Below are 241 nucleotides of genomic sequence, written 5' to 3'. Positions count from 1 at the left end.
CCCGCGGCGGCGGCCAGGCGGGGATGTGGGCCCGGGCGCTGGGGCGCCTGGCGGAAGGCCCGCGCAGCCGTGTGGCGGTGGAGGCGCTGCTGCTGGAGTTGCACACGCGCATCCTCCGCCCGTTGCCCGCCCTGCCCGGGGGCCTGCCCGGCTGGCTGACCCGAACCCTGCGCGCTGCCGAGGACCCCGCCGTTTTCACCCGCGGCCCGAAGGCGCTGGCGGAGGTCGCGGGCAAGTCGCC

At 79.3% G+C, this 241-nt stretch carries 1 protein-coding gene; it reads left to right on the top strand.

Going from position 1 to position 241, the window contains the following annotated elements; translation table 11 throughout:
- Positions 1 to 241, top strand: a 241-nt coding sequence (locus E0702_RS19410; protein WP_205742126.1) for a hypothetical protein, incomplete at both ends; no start/stop codon positions are given.

Source organism: Halomonas marinisediminis (assembly GCF_004347715.1).
GTDB classification, from domain to species: Bacteria; Pseudomonadota; Gammaproteobacteria; order Pseudomonadales; family Halomonadaceae; genus Halomonas; species Halomonas icarae.
Note: the sequence above shows the minus strand (reverse complement) of the source record. Positions and strands in the feature narration are given on the sequence as shown.